A 14,951-nucleotide genomic window follows, 5' to 3' on the forward strand; every position below is an offset into this window, starting at 1 on the left:
TGTGGCACTTCGTCGGTCGCGAGAAATCGGGGGGACGCTGAGGGGAGTCGGTGACGGCTGGGGCGTCGGGTTCGGATCGGGCTGGCTGGACGGGTTCGGCTGGGTCGGTGGGGGAGCGGATTTCGAAGGATTCTGGGGTTCGGTGATCGCTCGGGGACCGGGAAATGTCGTAGGTGACTGTCAGAGTCCATGTCGACACGAGTGAGGACCGGATGAGTCAGCAGACGATCAAGCAGCAGGCGCGGCGTACGGCACGGGAGATGGCCGAGAAGCGGCGCAAGGAGCGCGAGGAGCGAGAGCGCCGGGTGATCGACCTGGCCGAGCAGGTCATGGTCGCAATCGGTGAGCGAGACGCGGCAGTGGCCGAGACCGAGAAGCGCGCCGGTGCTGCGCTGCGGGAGTTGACCGAGCGCGAGGGCCTGTCCCTGAGCGAGGCCGTCGAGTGGTGCGGCGAGACCGTGAGCGTCCGGGAGGCCACGCGGCTGCGGCGGCTCGCCAGTGAGTCCCAGGCCGAGGACGACGGCGAGCAGGACGGCGACGGCACGACCGCGCTCGCGACTGCCGGGAGCGGGGGAGCGGGTGCCGGTTCGGCGGCTTGATGACGCCGGCCTCGCGGCGGTCGCGGCAGCGATCGCCGATCCGGCGGTGCTCACGCGGTACCGGGCGAAGGTCGCCACGGTGCCGGGCAGTGAGTGCCTGTGGTGGACCGGCGCGGTGGCCGGTCGGTCCGAGCGCGAGCGCACGGACGGCGGCGGTCATGGCCGGTTCTGGTACGCGCCGGGGCGGGTGATCATCGCGCACCGGTTCGCGTACGCGGTCATGCACGGTGTGGACGCGCTCGCGGAGGCGCGGCTGCTCGGGCATCGCTGTCACAACCCGCTGTGCCAGCGGATCGCGCCCGATCACGTTGTGGTGTCGAGCGCGGCGCAGAACCGGCGCGAGTGGTCGGTGCAGCGACGGCTGCCCTACAGCCCGTTGGCCGACCCGCGCGGGCCACGTCGGCGGGCGCGGGAGCTGCGCGACCTGGCGCGTGAGGACCCGCAGCTCGTGGCCGACGACCTCGCGCGGCTGCAGGAACTGCTGGGCGAGCAACTGACCCTGTGGTGACCAGCCGGACGCAGAAGGCCGCCCGCACCGTCGATGGTGCGGGCGGCCTTGCGGTTGTTGGTCAGGCTGGCTCGCCGTCAAGGAGCCGACCGAGCGTCTCCCACAGGTCGAGGTAGCCGTCCGCGTCCTCGGGCGACTGCTCGCCCCACTTGGCGTGAAGAGCGCGGATGCGGTCGAGACGGTCGAGGCGGTCGGGCAGGGCGTCGCGGGCAGCGGCCATGAACTCCACGTCGGGCGCGTGCTCGGGAACGTCGCCCCCGCGCGGGTACTTCTTGATCCCGAGCCGCTGCCAGTGAGCACCGGCGTAGGCGACGAGGATGTTGTCCGGGAGCAGGGCGTCGGCAGCGGTGGCGCGGATCTTGTCGCCGTGAGGTGTCCACGGGCCTGGGGTGGCGCGGGCCTCAAGGGCGCGGAGCGTGGCGTCGTCGCTCATGCTGGCTGGTCCTCCCGGTCGGTCGAGCGGTCGAGCCTTGTGGACGCGGCCGCGACGACGACGCTGATGCGGGCAGCCAGCGCCCGCAACTCGGCAGGCGTGCCCTGGATCGCAACCACGTCGTCACCGGCGAGCGTCAGGACCGGCTGACGGTGCTCACCGGCTCCCACCCAGTCCTCGCCGGGAGTGAAGACCTGGAGGCTGGTCTCGCGGGCGGCCAGCCAGGCGGTGTGCGCGCTCACGGGGTCACCTCGGCGGGTGCGGCGCCGATCAGGCGGCGGAACGCCTCCACGTCGGCCTCGAGCGAGAACAAGCGGCGCCGGTGCTGGTCGTTCTCGGCGCCGACCTCGGCCAGGACTTCGGCGAGGCCGTCGAGGAACGCCACGACGGCACCGGCGGTGACCGTCTCGCCCATCGCGGTCCACGGCTTCGGGACGCGGCTGCTGGCGGCGTACGGCATCTTCATCATGGCGGCGAGGATGCGGCGCTGGCCGCGCTCGCTGATCACGGTGCCGGTCGGGTCCGGCTGGGTCTGCTCCGTCATCACTGCTCCTGTTCGGTGGTGCGGGTGGCGTACTCGGCGTGCAGGGCGTCCAGCCCCGTGGCGACGCTGGACAGGGCCGCGTCCAAGTGGGCGCGGGCGCTCTCGGGAGTCCACCGGCGCACGTCGCGCAGCCGGTGCTCGATGACGATCAGGTCGCAGGCCGTCTCGCTGAGGGTGTGCCGGTCCTTGGCCGCGCTGGCCGCGACGTCGGTGGGGGTGGCGGTCGGCTGGCTCATCGCAGGACGTCCTCGACTGCGCGGCGCTTGGCCTCGTCGAGCGTCGCGGTGCGCATCCCCCAGCGCTGCCCGTAGCCGCCGTCGATGTCGGCGTAGAAGCCCGGCGCGAGGTAGGTCGCGTGGTCGCCGGGGGTGATCCGGATCAGGTACGTCCGCCCGTGTGCGTGCACGCTGGCGGTGTGTGCGGTCCAGCGACCCGGCCAGCGGTCGTCGGCGTCCACGGCGTGCCACTCGACGGGCGCGGCCTGCGCCGTGGTGTGGGTGGTGGTGGTGTCGGTCATGGCTCCTCCTTCGGTTGGGCCGGTGGCGGGCCGGACTCGGGGGTCTCAGCCCGCCACCGGAGGAACTGGCGTGTCGGTCAGGCCGGGGCGAGCGCGGTCCAGGCGCGGCGCTTGATCCGGTCGGGGTCGTCGCTGGTGAGCACCCGCGCGGCCCGGGCGGTCTGCTCGTCGCCCTTGGTGCGGACCGGGGCGTAGTGGTCGACGTACTCGGCCACGGCCTGGTAGCCGGCCCACGCGGTGTCGCGGATGCCGGCCTGCGTCTCGGCGTCGGCGAAGAGCCAGTGCAGCCGGGAGCGGCGACGGCGCTCGGTCTCGCGGACTCGCTCGGTTGCGTTGGCCTCGGCCTTGCCGAACGTGGCGTCGATCAGGGCGTCGAACGCGGCGTCGGTCATGGTCTGCTGGATCAGCCGCTCGGCCTCGACCCGGAACGCGTCGACGTAGGTGAAGGTCAGCCCGAGCGCGTCGCGGGCGGCCTGCACAGCGGCCTTGGCGTTGCGGGTGTGCCGGATCGAGAACGACGACTCGTGGTTGCGCAGGGCCGCGCTCTGGGTGTTCGCGCACACGACGCGGACCGGGGTCACGAGGATGCGGAACGCGCTGGACCCGTCGTGGCTGTTGAGCGCGGCGATGTTCAGGTCGACGCGGTCGGTGCCGCCGACGGTGAGCGAGTCGGGCAGCTGCATCGTGATGAACACCTGCCGCCCGCCGCGCAGCGACCCGGCGGTGTCGAAGATCGCGCCCGACTCGTCGGCCAGCAGGTTCAGGAACTCGGCGTGGTCCTCGTTCTGCAGCGGGGTGTAGCCGCCACCCACGACGCCGAGCGCCTCGGGCTCGCCGGTGAACGGGTTGGTGCGCACCGTGGCGAAGCCGGGAACCTCGATCGCGGTGACGCCGCCCTCGCTCACCTCGGCGGTGGTGAGCGGCAGCTTGCGGACGTCCCAGCCCCCCAGGTGGCCGAGTCGCATGGCCTCTTCGGCGGTGAACGCGCGGTCGCGGACGGTGGTGCCCAGGCGGTGCCAGGCGTCCTTGCGGGCGAAGACGGCGGCGGCCTGCGAGCCGTGGGTCTCGATCTCGTGTGACATGTCGGGGGTCCTCCCGGGTAGCGGATCAAACGAACTGAGTTCAGTCTATGGTTTCTATTCCACTGAGGGCGGTTCTCCACAGGAAGAACCGCCCTCAGGTGGGGGAGTGGGGGCCGGTCAGGCGGCGCTGTCGCTGGCCTCGGCGTCGCTGGCCTCGTCCTCCGGCTCGTCGCTGCCGGTGCTCGACGGCGGCTCCTCGCCGAGCAGGATCCGCTCGACCTCGCTGGGCTGGTAGCCCCACTCCACGAGCGCGCCGAGCACGCGGGCATCCCACGCGGTCGGGTTGCGCCACGAGTGCTTGCCGGTCGTGGCCTCCCACGCGGCGATGACGGCGGCGAGCGTGGTCATGGTCGCGGCCTTCGGCGTGCTCGCCTTGGTCGCGATCTTGTGGCACTCGTCGTGCCCCGCGCCGTAGTAGCCGGTCGGACGGTCGACGCCCAGCAGCGTGAACAGCATCGGGTGCCGGTGGTCCATGGCCTTGCTCAGCGAGTGGTGTCCGGTGACGACGGCCTCGCAGATCAGCGCCTCGGCACCCTTCGGGGCGGTCTTGCGGGCGACGAACGTGGCCAGCCACTCGCGGCGCACCGTCTCCGCGCTCGCCCAGGCCTTGTTGTTGGCGATCACGCGGCGGCGCTCCTCGCGGCGGGCCTCGGCCTGCGCCTCGCTCTCGCCCTCGTCGCTGCTGTCGCCCGTGGTGCTGCCGGAAGCGCCGCGACGGCGCAGACCGGAGGCGGCGAGGTCGGTCACGACCCACACCGGCACGTACTGCTGGTGGGGCTCGGCGGGCACGTAGTCCTCGTCCTCCGACTCGTCGCCGTCCTCGCTCTCCTCGTCGTACTCGTCCTCGGGGTAGACCCACTCCTTCACGACGTGGACGCGAGCGCCCGGGACGCTCGGCCACTCCTCCTCGGGCAGCGGCTCGCCGTCCTCGGTGACCAGCCGCTCGATGCGCAGCACCTCGTCGGCCTCCTCGAACTCCTCGGCGCTCAGCACCGGCAGGCCCTCGGCGCGCAGCCGCTCGACCTCGGCGGCGTCGGCCTCGCGCTCTGCGGCCTCGTCGCGCAGCCGCTGGGCCTCGTGGGCGAGCGAGCGCCGCCACCGCTTGGCGGATTCCAGTCGCTCGACGGCCTCGGGGTCGTGCTCGAACTCGGCGAAGATCGCGGCCTCCTCCAAGGTCAGGTCGCCGGAGTCGAGCCGGTTGCGGCTCTGGTCGGCCTTGGTGACCGCCAGGGCGGCGTTCACGGTCGGGCGGTCGATGCTGGTGCGCTTGGCGATCTGCGCGGCGCTCACGCCGAGCAGGGCCAGCTGCTCCACGCCTGCGACGATCTCGGCCTCGCGCATCCCGGCGCGGTGGATGTTCTCGACCATCTGGTCACCGATCCGGTCGGCGTCGGCGGGCCGGGGTACGACACGGGCCGGGATCAGCCCGGTCGGGGTGCCGACCTCGGCGGCGGTCACGGTGCGGCGCTGGCCGCGCAGCAGGACGTACTGGCCGTCCTCGTTGCGGTAGACCGTGACTGCCTCCAGCACGCCGCGCTCCTTGATCGACTTGCGGAACTCCTTGTGGTCGGCGCGCAGGTCGGTCCGGACGTTGGTGCCGATGATGATGTCGGCGGGGTCGAGGTACAGGAACTCCTCGGCCTGGACGACCTCGGTGACCTCGTCGGCGGCGGTGTCGGCGGGGGCCTGGATGGTGTCGGTCATGCTGCTGTCCTCCATGAGTAGAATAGAAAGAACTGACATGACCTAGTCTCCCAACGGGGACCGACGTCTACCGGGCCGCAGGGCGAACCTGTGGAAAGGTGGGCACCCGGTGAGGGTGGGGATAACCCCGGCCTCTCCGGGCGCGGACTCCGCTGCGGCGGCGCGGCGCAGCTGCACCTCGTAGCTGGCTGGAACGGAAGGAATCGAGCGAGGGTGGGAACGGCTGCGCAGGGCCCGACCGGGAATGCAGCGGCGTTGGTGTTAGCCGCTGCAGCTCAACGCCGGCGGCCGAGGCCAGGGGAGTGATCCGGTGACGAGCCAGACCACGATCCCGGTCGGGATCTACTGGAAGCCCGGCGTGTGGGACCTCGCCCGATCGGCCTACATCGCCGACCTGGACAAAGACGCCGACTCGCCCGGCTCGTTCGTCGGATGGCTCGCCCAAGCGCTCGAGGTGCACGCCAAGCGCTCACCGCAGAAGCGGGCCGAGCTCGCGGCCGCCTGCGAGAACCATCCCGCCCTGGTCAGCGTGACCCGCAAGAGCTTCAACAAGAAGCACGACCTGCCCGCCTCGACCATCGAGGCGGTCGAAGACGCACTCGTGGCCGATCGCCAGGAGCTCGGCCGGATGCTCGCCCGCTCCGCGTTCGCCCAGGAGGCAGTCATCGCCGCGGCCGAGGAGGCCCGCCGGCGGCTGGGCCGAGACCTGCCCCCGCCACCGCAGAAGCTCAGCAACCGCCCGCCGCGGCGCCGGCCGGCACGGTAGCCGGCGAGGACGACGCCGGCAGTTTGGGTCGGCACCTGGTCCTAGCGCGCTTTCCCAGCGCCCCGATCCGGTACCCGAGAGCCGGTCGGGGCGCTTTCGTGCGCCGTGGGGATGACCGGGCGCACGCGAGCTCGAGCAACAAAGTTCGACAGATGTGATCGCTGCCGGACCCCGACGGGACCTAGGTGACTGCGGGACTCAACGTCCTCGCCGTCACCTAGGAGGAAGTCATGTCGACCACCGTCACCTTCGCCGGCAACCTGGCCGAGGCGCCAGAGCTGCTCTACACCCGCGAGAACAAGCCGTTCGTCAGCTGCCGGGTCCTGGTCAACCGCCGGACCCAGAACGACCAGGGGGAGTGGGTCAACGACGAGCCCACCGCCCACAACGTCAAGATCTTCGGCTCGGCCGCCACCCACGTGCACGACAGCTGCGGATCCGGCGACCCGATCTTCGTCCACGGCCTCGAGCGCACCGAGACGTGGCCGGACAAGGAGACCGGCGAGAAGCGCACCAAGGACGTCGTGGTCGTCGACAACCGCTTCGGCGAGGTCGGCCTGTCGCTCAAGTACGTCTCCGCGCGCATCGAGCGCGCCCCCCACACGGCCCAGGCCAGCTGAGGAGGTTCGCTCCGATGGATCTCGTCGTACAGTCCCCGGACGAGCTGCTGGCCGCGGTGCCGCACGTCCTCGGCTTCAAGCCGGAGGAGTCGATCGTGCTCGTGCCCTTCCGGCCCGGGCTCCCCATCACCCGCGTCGACCTGCCGAAGACGGCCGCAGACCGTGAGGAAGTGTGGGACGCCCTCAGCGGCCCGTACGGCCGCCACGCCCGCCCCGGAGCCCGCCTGGCGATCCTCTGCTTCACCGAGGACCGCCGCAGCGCTGAGCTGGCCAGCCAGCATCTGTCCAACCGCCTCGAGACCGTGGGCATCACCACCCACATCCGGCTGTGGGCCGACGGCGAGCGGTGGCGTGAGTTCAACACCGGCCAGACCGGGCTGCAGACCCAGGCGACCGCCGAGCGGATCGCGGCCGCCACGGTGCTCACCGGCGCCGCACAGCCGGCGGCCAACCGCGCCTCACTGGCGGCCTCCATGGTCGGTGACCGCGAGCCGATCGCCCAGCTGATCCCCGCAGCTCGAGCAGCAGCCGCCGCCAGCAGCCCCGCCGTTGAGCAGGACTGGGCACTGGACCGCCTCGAGCAGTTCCATGCCGACGGCAACCGGCTCTCCGACGTCGACGGGGCCCGGATGCTCGTCGCGCTGGAGACGATCAACACCCGCGACGCGCTCTGGGAGGACATGAACCGGGAGAACCACACCTCTCACATGGCGATCTGGAACGACCTCACTCGCCGCGCGCCGGACGAGGTCCGCGCGGCGCCGGCCTCCATGCTCGGCTTCGCCAGCTGGCTGCACGGCGACGGTGCCAAGGCCTGGTGCGCGCTGGACCAGGTACCCGCCGACCGGCCCTACTCCATGGCCGCCATCGTCGCCTCTGCCCTGCAGAACGGCATCCACCCGCGCGAGTGGGAGAGGTACCAGACGCAGATGCGCGACCTCGCCGGCGAGCTCGACGAGTCCTTCGTCCCTCAGCCTCCGAGCCAGCAGCGCGACCTACCGGGCACCCGGCCCGCCACCGACCGCCCCGTCCCGGGCCGCTGAGGAGGAAACCGCAATGAACCACGACGACACCGACCCGACCACTCAGGCCCAGCCCAGCGCCACTGAGCGCCAGCTGCGCCGCCTGGTGGTGCCCGAGCCCGCGGCCTACGCCCCAGACAAGCGCCTCGACGTCATCCACGAACCCGACCTCGAGCTGCTGTGGGGAGGCCAGGCATGAGCGGCGACGTCGATGAGGCCGACCGGCTCGCCAGAGTGACCCTGAGCCGGGTGATCGAGCCCGGCGACCTCCGCGTCACCGGCCTGGTCAGCGAGCTCGGCGCCGGCAAGGTCCTCGGCTACCTCGAGGCCGCGGCCGAGGTCGAGTCCCACTGGGGCTTCGCTCTTGCCCAGGAACTCGGCCGCGTCGACCCCGCCCAGGTGCTCGAGCAGGCAGCCGCCCGCGGCATCCGCTTCATCGTCCCCGGCGACGCCGAGTGGCCCACCCAGCTCGCCGCACTCGCCGGCGCCGGCGCCCTCCACGGCCGCGGCGGTGAACCCGTCGGCCTGTGGGTGTTCGGATCGCACGACCTGCGCCACCTCGCCGGCAACGCCGTCGCGGTCGTCGGCTCCCGAGCCGCGACCAGCTACGGCACCGAACAGGCCACCGAGCTGAGCCGCGACCTCGCGATGATGGGCCACACCGTCATCAGCGGCGCCGCGTTCGGCGTCGACCAGGCCGCACATCGTGGCGCTCTCCTCGCTGGCGGCCCGACCATCGCGGTCATGCCCGGCGGCGTGGACCGGCCCTACCCGGCCGCGCACGCCCAACTGCTCGAGGCGATCGCCGAACGCGGCCTGGTCGTCTCCGAAGCACCGCCGGGCGCCGGACCAACCCGGACCCGATTCCTGGCACGGAACCGGATCACCGCCGGCCTCGCCGAGGGCACCGTGGTCGTCGAGGGAGCCGTACGCAGCGGCGCGATGAACACCGCCCACTGGACCACCAACCTGCACCGGCCGCTCATGGGCGTCCCCGGCCCCGTCAGCAGCGTGGCGTCCACCGGCGTCAACCAGCTGACCCGGCTCGGCTCTGCCAGCGCGGTCGCCAACGCTCAGGACGTCGTCACCGACGTCATGACCCACGCCGCCCGGGCCGCCGGCGACGGCGCAAACCTGGTCGACGAGTCGTTCGTCCCCGGTCCGGTGCGGTCCGGCCCGCAGGCGGTCCCTGCGGGCGCATCACCGTCCGCCACACCGCGGCGATGACCCCTCCGCGGCCCCCTGTGGATAACCCGATTCGTGTCGGGATCCGCACCTACTCTGCTGAGAGTTCCTAGGCCCGGCCGGCCGACGTCGACCAGGACCGCACTCGGGAGGAAGAGACCATGAATCACCCACCGCACAACACGCCGCAGCGCGAAGCGACGTCGCGCGGATCCGCCGACCGGCCGGCCCCGTGGCTCCTCGATCTGGGCCTCGATGTCGCCTCTGGGCGGCGGCCGTGGCTGTCCCCGGTGGCCTTCGCGTTGTTCATGGGCACCGGGCCGTTCCTGATCAGGTGGCTCACCCAGGGCGCTCCCACGTCAGCAGACGCGCCGGCCGAGCTCGCCGCGATCACCGAGCGGTTGAACGGCGTGGTGGCGGTCGTCATGTGGGTTCTGGCGGGAGTCTCCCTGGCAGTCGGCGTGGGCTACTGGTTCGTCTGCCGGCGCGCCCACCGCGCCTGGCGCTCGCTGCCTGAGCACGAGCGCGAGGAGCTGACCCGCAAGCGCATCGACCGGCTGAACCAGGCGCTGGTGGCGCTGGGCGGGATCGCCCCTGACGCGCTGCCGATCAGGCTGGAGGACCTCGACGGACTCAACGACCGACACCGCCGCCTCCTGGAGGGTCTGCGGGCCAAGGCCGAGAAGACGACGTCGCCCATCTGCGGCGGCGCTCGAGCACGGACCGAGGACCTGGTCATGGCCGGCCGGCTCCACCGAGCGCTCTCCAACGACACCATCGTGCGACCGCCGCACACCGCCTCCGCCGCCACTGACCCCCGCGTGCTCGCCCTGGTCGAGCTCGACGACGAGATCCAGGCTGCAGCTGCAGCGATCGGCGAGGCGCTGGAAGCCGGCCGGTGCAACTGCGATCAGGACACCCACCGCCGCCTCATCCGCGCCGGCGATCGCGCCCATGCAGTCCTCCACGGCCTCGACCCCGAGACCCCGGAGCTGACACGGCCGCGGCCGCGCTGGATCGGTCGCCTGACCTGGACGGGCGTAGCGCTCTGCATCGCGGCGCTGCCGATCGGGCTGCTGACCGCCGTTCCCTCGGTCCTCATCAGCGCCGCCGGGATGACCGTCGCCGGCGTCGGGTTCATCGCCGCGAGCTGGCACAACCCCGGGAACCCGCACCCCATCAGCGCCTTGCGGCGCGGCCTGTTCGTCGCCGTCTGGATCGCCGTGCTGGCCGCCGCTGCCCTCGCGCTCCTGGCGTAGCTACACCGAACCCAAGCCCCAACGTCACAGGAAGGAACCACCCATGATCACCCTGACCACCCAGCCGCCGGCTGTCCGCGTCGACTGGATGTGGACCGTCAGCGTCGAGCGCGTCCTGGACGCAGCACCCGACCTGCTCACCTGGGCCGACGCACCTCGCACCGAGTGAGCCGACGATGCGCAGCGCCCACACCGAACGGTCGATGCTGGACCGGCTGACCGTCCGCTACTCGAGCCGCGTCACCAACGGCGGCTGGAGCGGCGTGAAGTACCTCCGCGCCGAGCACGTGCCGGCCGGGCTGCGGCTGCAGCGCCACCGCATCTGCGACTTCGTCGCCACCTCGATGCACTCCACGCCCTGGGCCCGCGAGCAGCCCGTCGCCTTCCCGCCGGTGTTCCACGGCCACGAGGTGAAGGTGTCACGCTCGGACTGGCTCGCCGAGCTGCGCGACCCGTCGAAGGCCGCCGCCTTCCGGCCCCACATGCACTACTGGTGGCTCGTCGCGGCCGCGCGAGACATCGTCCGTGACGACCTCCCCGACGGTTGGGGCCTCCTGGTGCCCCACGGGCCGCGAACGCTGCGCGTCGTCGTGCCCGCCGAGCTCAACCCCGAGCCCGAGCCCATGCCGCACACGCTGCAGGGAGCCCTACTGAGGGCAGTGGCCACCACCGAGGCGCGACTGGCCCAGGCCGAGCCGGCCACGCGGAGAGACGTCAGCTGATGGCGGCCCGGGCGGTGTGCGGGTGCGGCTGGTCGCGCCAGTACAAGACGAAGGAGAAGGCGAAGGCGGCCGCCACCGACCACGCGTGCGCCGCCGGCGTACGCCGGGCGACCCGCCGGCACCGATGCGCCCGCTGCGGCTTCCAGGCGGTCTACGAGAACGCCGGCGCCGCCGAGGCCCGCTACTGGTTCGCCCGGCACTCGTGCCGCAAGCAGGAAGAGGCGATGCTGCGCGCCGCCCTGGCCGAGGAGCGCGCCGCCGCGGTCGACCGGACCCCGAAGCCCTGCCACCACAAGCAGGCCAACCACGAGCACGGAACCCGTGCCTGCTACGTCCTCGACCGCTTGCCGCTGCACCCCGTGCGCGGAGGCCAACTCCGCCGCGCAGAACGAACGCAACCGCCTTGAAGGCCTACGGGCGCTACCACCGGTACGCCGACGCCTACCCGCTGCGGCTGCACGTCCAGGAGCTGCGCGAGGCCGGGATGGGCCTCAAGACCATCGCCGTGCGCTCGGGCGTCTCCCACGGCGCGCTGTGGAAGCTGATGTACGGCAAGCGCCAGCCCGACGGCTCCCAGACGCCGTCGCGGCGGATCCTGCGCGAGACCGCCGAGAAGCTCTACGCCTTCGACCCCGCCTGGTCGACGCCCCTGCGCCTGGCCGATGGCGCGGTGCTGGACCAGGAGCGGTCGGCCGCGGTGTCACGCGGCACCCCGCGAACGTGATCCCGATCGTGCGTGGGGAACGTCGGCTGACCGTCGCCACGGCCAGCAAGGCCGACGCCCTGTTCGAGGAGCTGTGCATGACGCTGCCGCCGGAGACCACGCGGCCGCAGCGGGTCAGCGCGACCCGGGCCCGGCGGTATGCGACGGAACAGGGCTGGGTGCCGCCGCTCGCCCTCGAGGACCTCGACGACGAGGCCACGGTCGCCGAGCTCGACGTCGCATGAGGAGGCCGATCCTGGTGGCTGATGACAAGCAGGGTCGATTCGATGCTCCTGGGATGCCGTCGAGCGACGCGGCGTTGTCCAGCTGCGGCCAGTACCGCTACCGACTCACCCGCACCTGGCGCCCCGAACAGCCGCGAGCCACGTTCATCATGCTCAACCCGTCCACCGCCGACGCAGAGCACGACGACCCCACGATCCGGCGCTGCATGGGCTATGCCCGGGACTGGGGCCTGGGCGGCCTGATCGTGGTCAACCTGTACGCCTACCGGGCTACCGATCCCGACGACCTATGGAAGGCCGCGGACCCCGTCGGCCCGGACAACGACGCGCACCTTCGCGCCGTCCTCGACGCCGCGGCGATCGCGGGAGCCCCGGTGGTGGCGGCCTGGGGCGCGAACGCACGCTCCGAGCGCGGTGCTGAGGTGATGCAGTTCGCGGGCGCGGTTACCGCCCTGGGGCTCACGAAGGCAGGGCAGCCCCGACACCCGCTGTACCTGCGCAAGGACGCCCAGCCGACCCGGTGGGAACCCGTGCTCAACAGCGCAATGGCGACACACGCCTAGCCACCCTGGCCGGTCCAGTTCGGGTCGACCGGGACCGGGATCAGGTCCTCCATCCGCAGCCAGTCCATCTTGACGACCGGCTTGAGCGCGGCGTCGTCGTGCCAGACCACGAGCGCCTCCCATCGCCGGCCTTCACGCTTCCAGTCGAGGATGAGGCCCCGGGACGGCTTGAGCCGGCCGGTGTTCCGGATCAGCACGAACCGCACGTCGCCGTACGGCCGCCACGCGTCGTTCTTCGGCGGGTTGGCAGACACGTCGGCGCTCACTCGGTGCTGAGCAACTCGGCCGGGATCCACTCCTCGACCGTGGCCCACCGGCCCGGGCGCAGCTGCGCGACGTAGACGACCCGTCCCTCCCACAGGTGCCCGGCTCGCCGCCACTCCAGGAGCAGTCCCGGCCGCGGCTGCGACGTGTCGACGGGAACGCTGACCCAACAGTGACGCCCGGGATGCTCGGGACCAGCGGCAACTGACGGCGGCCGCGATGCGCCGTGACCGGTGTGGTCGACGCGCACGCGATCCTTCAAGGGGATGCCTGCCCCGCGCCCGTAACCGCCGCCCGCCATGACACCTAGGGTAGAACAAGTGTTCGAAGGCTGAACCGACCTCTTGTGTCGGCCGAGTGCCGTAGTTTCGGGCCATGAGCAGTCAGGGCCGTGCGGCGATTCGGTTCACCTTGAACGGTCAGCGCCACGAGCTGACGCGCGAGGACGTCGAGGCTCGCCTGGTCGACGTTGCCCCGGACGCGATCCGCAAGCATGCGGTGAGGGTCAACGACACATGGTTCCCGGCCGTCCAGGCCTTCGAGGTTGCCACGGGCATCCCGCGCTCGGAGTTCATCTCCCACACCGCGCGCCGGCATCTGGCCGCGCTGGGGTTCGAGGTCGCCGGCGACGTCGAACCACGCACGACGCCGTTGCCCGCCGGCGCTGCCCCTCCGGTGCCTGCTACGCCGGCCGCGCGACCTGCCGCTGCGGCCCCAGTGGAGCTCGGAGCAGGGGAGTGGCACACCGAGGCGAACGTCCAGGCCGCCCTGGTCACCGCCCTGGCCGGCGAGGGCTGGCGCATCCTCTCGGTGGCCAACACCGCCACCAAGGAGCACGGCGACGTCATCGCCTCCCGCGATGGCCGCACCGTCGGCGTGGAGGTCAAGGGATTCCCCAGCCGCAGCTACGCCGACCCCGCACGGGCCGGCGAGGCCAAGCGCACCAGCCCGAGCACCCAGGCCGGCCACTGGTACTCGCAAGCTGTCCTGGCCGCGATGCGGCTCCGCGGCAAGGAGCCCAGCTGGGGCAGCGTGATCGCCCTGCCGGACTTCCCCCGCTACCGCGACCTGCACGCCGAGACCGCTGGGTCGCAACGCGCAAGGTGCCGTGGCCAACTTTTGGCGCATTGACGTGTGAGTCGACTCCCGCGGCGGGCCCCCGCCCGGCGGCGGGCAAGGTGGCGTTTGTCGGCTGCGCGGTCCCGCCTGTCTGCCGCGTGGTCTCGTTCGTCGGAGGCACGGTCCGCCGCGCGTCCACGAGGGGTCCGGTTGGGGCACCTCGCGGTGGTTCGCCGCGCGGACACGCTCGTCGGCTTCACTGTCTCGTTCGTCCGCGGTGGGGTCGCGCCGGTCAGCGACTCTCGATCCGCACAGCTGGCGGGTAGTACACCGCCGAGCCGGCCCGCCGTCGGTGTCGGGAGCCGGGTGCACGAGACTTCAGCTACGAATGCGACAGCTCGCGGGTGATGCCCGCCGTCGCGACGCTCAACGCGGCAAACAGCCGCTGCCTGGCGTGACGCAGGGAAGGCACGACAACGCCCAGTGCGGCCACCACCTCACGACTCGAATCACGAACGGGAACGGCGACGGAGCATGCCCCGAGCGTCATCTCCTCCTGCGTCGTGGCATAGCCGTCCTTGATCACGCGATCGAGCTGGCGTGCAATCGTCCCCGGCGCGACGACCGTGTACGGCGTGTGGCGGCTGAGGCCGGCGAGCACGCGTTGCTGCACGTCGGCGGGCGAGTGGGCGAGTAGGACCTTGCCGACTCCGGTCGCGTGCATCGGCAGTCGCGATCCGACGCGGCTGACCACCGGGACGGACGTGACGCCCGACAGGCGGTCGAGGTACAGGACTGCGTCGCCGTCCCGCTCCGCGAGGTGCACGGTCGCGCGCGTCGCCGCTTGGAGGTCCTGCAGGAAGGGTGCGGCCACCTCGCGAAGTCCCGTCTGCACGGGCGCCAGCAGGCCGATGTCCCAAATCAGGCGGCCGACGGTGTAGTAGCCGGCCGTGTCGCGGTCGAGCGCGCCTGTGGCAACAAGCCGGCGAAGGATGCGCAGGGCTGTTGGCGGTGTGAGACCACTGCGCGTCGCGAGGTCGGCCAGTCGCAGCCGTTGGTGGCGTTCATCGAAGGCGGCGAGCACGGCAACGGTGCGGTCGACCAGAGACGCTCCCGGTGCCGACCCTCCCGCCATGACGGGATCGTATTCCACTCA

Annotated in this window: 24 protein-coding genes; 15 read left to right on the forward strand and 9 right to left on the reverse strand. The window is 72.0% G+C overall.

Going from position 1 to position 14,951, the window contains the following annotated elements:
* Positions 1-212: 212 nt before the first annotated feature.
* Both Q1V71_RS10540 and Q1V71_RS10545 read left to right on the forward strand, forming a co-directional pair.
* The gene (locus Q1V71_RS10540; RefSeq protein ID WP_300643613.1) at positions 213-599 is read left to right on the forward strand and encodes a hypothetical protein; all 387 of its coding nucleotides are present in this window, start codon (positions 213-215) and stop codon (positions 597-599) included.
* Positions 580-1,107, forward strand: coding sequence for a hypothetical protein (locus Q1V71_RS10545; protein WP_183595610.1), 528 nt, complete (start codon positions 580-582; stop codon positions 1,105-1,107). The genes Q1V71_RS10540 and Q1V71_RS10545 overlap by 20 nt, the downstream gene beginning before the upstream one ends.
* 61 nt (positions 1,108-1,168) lie before the next feature.
* Here the strand turns inward: Q1V71_RS10545 and Q1V71_RS10550 are convergent, their stop codons facing one another.
* From Q1V71_RS10550 to Q1V71_RS10580, 7 genes are all read right to left on the reverse strand, one after another.
* A complete protein-coding gene (locus Q1V71_RS10550) occupies positions 1,169-1,540 on the reverse strand; it encodes a hypothetical protein (protein ID WP_300643616.1) in 372 nt (123 codons plus the stop codon).
* Positions 1,537-1,782: a hypothetical protein gene (locus Q1V71_RS10555; RefSeq protein WP_300643617.1), complete on the reverse strand. Its 246-nt coding sequence runs from the start codon at positions 1,780-1,782 to the stop codon at positions 1,537-1,539. The genes Q1V71_RS10550 and Q1V71_RS10555 overlap by 4 nt, the downstream gene beginning before the upstream one ends.
* Positions 1,779-2,084: a hypothetical protein gene (locus Q1V71_RS10560; protein ID WP_300643619.1), complete on the reverse strand. Its 306-nt coding sequence runs from the start codon at positions 2,082-2,084 to the stop codon at positions 1,779-1,781. Before Q1V71_RS10560 ends, Q1V71_RS10555 begins: the two co-directional genes overlap by 4 nt.
* Positions 2,084-2,320 carry a hypothetical protein gene (locus tag Q1V71_RS10565; RefSeq protein WP_300643621.1) on the reverse strand — a complete coding sequence of 79 codons (237 nt, stop codon included), beginning with the start codon at positions 2,318-2,320 and terminating at the stop codon, positions 2,084-2,086. The genes Q1V71_RS10560 and Q1V71_RS10565 overlap by 1 nt, the downstream gene beginning before the upstream one ends.
* The gene (locus tag Q1V71_RS10570) at positions 2,317-2,601 is read right to left on the reverse strand and encodes a hypothetical protein (protein WP_300643623.1); all 285 of its coding nucleotides are present in this window, start codon (positions 2,599-2,601) and stop codon (positions 2,317-2,319) included. The genes Q1V71_RS10565 and Q1V71_RS10570 overlap by 4 nt, the downstream gene beginning before the upstream one ends.
* Before the next feature lie 77 nt (positions 2,602-2,678).
* The gene (locus Q1V71_RS10575) at positions 2,679-3,683 is read right to left on the reverse strand and encodes a DUF932 domain-containing protein (protein ID WP_300643625.1); all 1,005 of its coding nucleotides are present in this window, start codon (positions 3,681-3,683) and stop codon (positions 2,679-2,681) included.
* 117 nt (positions 3,684-3,800) lie between these two features.
* Entirely contained in the window at positions 3,801-5,387 is a 1,587-nt protein-coding gene (locus tag Q1V71_RS10580) for a ParB N-terminal domain-containing protein (RefSeq protein ID WP_300643627.1), read from the reverse strand.
* A gap of 310 nt (positions 5,388-5,697) precedes the next feature.
* Here Q1V71_RS10580 and Q1V71_RS10585 point away from each other — a divergent pair, with 310 nt between their 5' ends.
* The 12 genes from Q1V71_RS10585 (at position 5,698) to Q1V71_RS10640 (ending at position 12,472) form a co-directional block, all read left to right on the forward strand.
* Positions 5,698-6,153 (forward strand): hypothetical protein, encoded by a 456-nt coding sequence (locus tag Q1V71_RS10585; protein ID WP_300643629.1) that lies wholly within the window; start codon positions 5,698-5,700, stop codon positions 6,151-6,153.
* 230 nt (positions 6,154-6,383) lie between these two features.
* Positions 6,384-6,773 (forward strand): single-stranded DNA-binding protein, encoded by a 390-nt coding sequence (locus Q1V71_RS10590; RefSeq protein WP_300643630.1) that lies wholly within the window; start codon positions 6,384-6,386, stop codon positions 6,771-6,773.
* Between the two features lie 14 nt (positions 6,774-6,787).
* Positions 6,788-7,816, forward strand: a complete 1,029-nt coding sequence (locus Q1V71_RS10595) for a DUF4192 domain-containing protein (protein WP_300643632.1) — start codon at positions 6,788-6,790, stop codon at positions 7,814-7,816.
* Between the two features lie 13 nt (positions 7,817-7,829).
* On the forward strand, positions 7,830-7,994 hold the full coding sequence (locus tag Q1V71_RS10600; RefSeq protein WP_300643634.1) for a hypothetical protein: 165 nt from the start codon (positions 7,830-7,832) through the stop codon (positions 7,992-7,994).
* Positions 7,991-9,022: a DNA-processing protein DprA gene (gene dprA / locus Q1V71_RS10605; protein WP_300643636.1), complete on the forward strand. Its 1,032-nt coding sequence runs from the start codon at positions 7,991-7,993 to the stop codon at positions 9,020-9,022. Before Q1V71_RS10600 ends, dprA begins: the two co-directional genes overlap by 4 nt.
* A 248-nt stretch (positions 9,023-9,270) precedes the next feature.
* Positions 9,271-10,239: a hypothetical protein gene (locus Q1V71_RS10610; RefSeq protein WP_300643638.1), complete on the forward strand. Its 969-nt coding sequence runs from the start codon at positions 9,271-9,273 to the stop codon at positions 10,237-10,239.
* A gap of 43 nt (positions 10,240-10,282) precedes the next feature.
* A complete protein-coding gene (locus Q1V71_RS10615) occupies positions 10,283-10,408 on the forward strand; it encodes a hypothetical protein (RefSeq protein WP_300643640.1) in 126 nt (41 codons plus the stop codon).
* Positions 10,409-10,415: 7 nt separating this feature from the next.
* On the forward strand, positions 10,416-10,961 hold the full coding sequence (locus tag Q1V71_RS10620; RefSeq protein WP_300643642.1) for a hypothetical protein: 546 nt from the start codon (positions 10,416-10,418) through the stop codon (positions 10,959-10,961).
* The gene (locus Q1V71_RS10625) at positions 10,961-11,368 is read left to right on the forward strand and encodes a hypothetical protein (RefSeq protein ID WP_300643643.1); all 408 of its coding nucleotides are present in this window, start codon (positions 10,961-10,963) and stop codon (positions 11,366-11,368) included. Before Q1V71_RS10620 ends, Q1V71_RS10625 begins: the two co-directional genes overlap by 1 nt.
* The gene (locus Q1V71_RS10630; protein WP_300643644.1) at positions 11,365-11,685 is read left to right on the forward strand and encodes a hypothetical protein; all 321 of its coding nucleotides are present in this window, start codon (positions 11,365-11,367) and stop codon (positions 11,683-11,685) included. Before Q1V71_RS10625 ends, Q1V71_RS10630 begins: the two co-directional genes overlap by 4 nt.
* Positions 11,682-11,909: a hypothetical protein gene (locus tag Q1V71_RS10635; protein ID WP_300643646.1), complete on the forward strand. Its 228-nt coding sequence runs from the start codon at positions 11,682-11,684 to the stop codon at positions 11,907-11,909. The genes Q1V71_RS10630 and Q1V71_RS10635 overlap by 4 nt, the downstream gene beginning before the upstream one ends.
* 14 nt (positions 11,910-11,923) lie before the next feature.
* Positions 11,924-12,472 carry a DUF1643 domain-containing protein gene (locus tag Q1V71_RS10640; protein WP_300643648.1) on the forward strand — a complete coding sequence of 183 codons (549 nt, stop codon included), beginning with the start codon at positions 11,924-11,926 and terminating at the stop codon, positions 12,470-12,472.
* Here the strand turns inward: Q1V71_RS10640 and Q1V71_RS10645 are convergent.
* A complete protein-coding gene (locus Q1V71_RS10645) occupies positions 12,469-12,726 on the reverse strand; it encodes a hypothetical protein (protein WP_300643650.1) in 258 nt (85 codons plus the stop codon). The genes Q1V71_RS10640 and Q1V71_RS10645 overlap by 4 nt on opposite strands.
* A 385-nt stretch (positions 12,727-13,111) precedes the next feature.
* Here Q1V71_RS10645 and Q1V71_RS10650 point away from each other — a divergent pair, with 385 nt between their 5' ends.
* Entirely contained in the window at positions 13,112-13,867 is a 756-nt protein-coding gene (locus tag Q1V71_RS10650; RefSeq protein ID WP_300643652.1) for a hypothetical protein, read from the forward strand.
* Positions 13,868-14,177: 310 nt separating this feature from the next.
* On the opposite strand, the gene Q1V71_RS10655 is transcribed toward Q1V71_RS10650, so the two are convergent.
* On the reverse strand, positions 14,178-14,948 hold the full coding sequence (locus Q1V71_RS10655; protein WP_300643654.1) for an IclR family transcriptional regulator: 771 nt from the start codon (positions 14,946-14,948) through the stop codon (positions 14,178-14,180).
* Between the last annotated feature and the right edge of the window lie 3 nt (positions 14,949-14,951).

Source organism: Nocardioides sp., assembly GCF_030149505.1.
Classification (GTDB): Bacteria; Actinomycetota; Actinomycetes; order Propionibacteriales; family Nocardioidaceae; genus Nocardioides.

Coding starts and splice junctions, on each gene's coding strand:
- Q1V71_RS10540 (WP_300643613.1), top strand. CDS start 213: ATGAGTCAGCAGACGATCAAGCAGCAGGCGCGGCGTACGGCACGGGAG.
- Q1V71_RS10550 (WP_300643616.1), bottom strand. CDS start 1,540: ATGAGCGACGACGCCACGCTCCGCGCCCTTGAGGCCCGCGCCACCCCA.
- Q1V71_RS10560 (WP_300643619.1), bottom strand. CDS start 2,084: ATGACGGAGCAGACCCAGCCGGACCCGACCGGCACCGTGATCAGCGAG.
- Q1V71_RS10565 (WP_300643621.1), bottom strand. CDS start 2,320: ATGAGCCAGCCGACCGCCACCCCCACCGACGTCGCGGCCAGCGCGGCC.
- Q1V71_RS10570 (WP_300643623.1), bottom strand. CDS start 2,601: ATGACCGACACCACCACCACCCACACCACGGCGCAGGCCGCGCCCGTC.
- Q1V71_RS10575 (WP_300643625.1), bottom strand. CDS start 3,683: ATGTCACACGAGATCGAGACCCACGGCTCGCAGGCCGCCGCCGTCTTC.
- Q1V71_RS10580 (WP_300643627.1), bottom strand. CDS start 5,387: ATGACCGACACCATCCAGGCCCCCGCCGACACCGCCGCCGACGAGGTC.
- Q1V71_RS10590 (WP_300643630.1), top strand. CDS start 6,384: ATGTCGACCACCGTCACCTTCGCCGGCAACCTGGCCGAGGCGCCAGAG.
- Q1V71_RS10595 (WP_300643632.1), top strand. CDS start 6,788: ATGGATCTCGTCGTACAGTCCCCGGACGAGCTGCTGGCCGCGGTGCCG.
- Q1V71_RS10600 (WP_300643634.1), top strand. CDS start 7,830: ATGAACCACGACGACACCGACCCGACCACTCAGGCCCAGCCCAGCGCC.
- dprA (WP_300643636.1), top strand. CDS start 7,991: ATGAGCGGCGACGTCGATGAGGCCGACCGGCTCGCCAGAGTGACCCTG.
- Q1V71_RS10615 (WP_300643640.1), top strand. CDS start 10,283: ATGATCACCCTGACCACCCAGCCGCCGGCTGTCCGCGTCGACTGGATG.
- Q1V71_RS10620 (WP_300643642.1), top strand. CDS start 10,416: ATGCGCAGCGCCCACACCGAACGGTCGATGCTGGACCGGCTGACCGTC.
- Q1V71_RS10625 (WP_300643643.1), top strand. CDS start 10,961: ATGGCGGCCCGGGCGGTGTGCGGGTGCGGCTGGTCGCGCCAGTACAAG.
- Q1V71_RS10650 (WP_300643652.1), top strand. CDS start 13,112: ATGAGCAGTCAGGGCCGTGCGGCGATTCGGTTCACCTTGAACGGTCAG.